Source organism: Streptomyces sp. 13-12-16, from assembly GCF_002114215.1.
Taxonomy (GTDB): Bacteria; Actinomycetota; Actinomycetes; order Streptomycetales; family Streptomycetaceae; genus Streptomyces.
The window spans coordinates 1-699 of record NZ_NCTE01001026.1; the positions used below are offsets into that span (position 1 = coordinate 1).

The window sequence follows — 699 nt, forward strand, 5'->3', positions numbered from 1 at the left end:
CCCAGCCAGGTCGCCCCGGCCTCGACGGCCGCCCGGGCGCAGGGGGCCGCGCCGTGCCCGTACCCGTCGGCCTTGACCACGGCCATGAAGGCGGCGCCGGGCGCCCGCTCGCGCAGGGCCCGCACATTGGCCCGCACGGCGGCGAGGTCGATCTCGGCACGGGCCCGCAGCTCCGCACCACCCGGGGCGACTGTCTCGTTCATCCGCCCCAGTCTCTCAGAGCCCCGTTCCCGGGGGCTGCGCCCCCGGACCCCCTTCGGCCCTACGGGCCTCGCTCTCAGACGCCGGACGGGCTGTTCTTTCAGCCCGTCCGGCAAGAATCAGCCCCTCTGGGGGAGTTCGAGGAGCGGGGTCCGGGGCGGAGCCCCGGTTTCGGGACGGGAAGGGGCGGCGGGGGCGAAAAACATCCACGCCAGGCCTCTGCTCACCCCCGCACCACACTCCGCCAAGCCCCCGCGATCCCCTCCGCCACATCGTGCGCCCCCATCGGCGCCCCGTCCGCCGCGAACCGCCCCGCCAGCCCGTGCAGATACGCCCCCGCGCTCGCCGCGTCCACCGCCGACAGCCCCGCCGCCAGCAACGACCCCGCCAGCCCCGACAACACGTCCCCGCTGCCCGCCGTGGCCAGCCACGACGTCCCCGTCGGATTCACCCGCACCACGCCCCCGCCCCCCGAGGAGGCGATCAGGGTCGTGGACC

The 699-nt window shown here is 76.4% G+C and carries 2 protein-coding genes; both read right to left on the reverse strand.

Annotation, left to right across the window (positions count from 1 at the left end):
- Positions 1-203 (reverse strand): alanine racemase (locus tag B7767_RS34540; protein ID WP_179167412.1); only part of this gene is annotated, 203 nt, incomplete at its 3' end.
- A gap of 221 nt (positions 204-424) precedes the next feature.
- On the reverse strand, positions 425-699 hold a 275-nt coding region (locus B7767_RS34545), incomplete at its 5' end, for an NAD(P)H-hydrate dehydratase (RefSeq protein ID WP_306298024.1).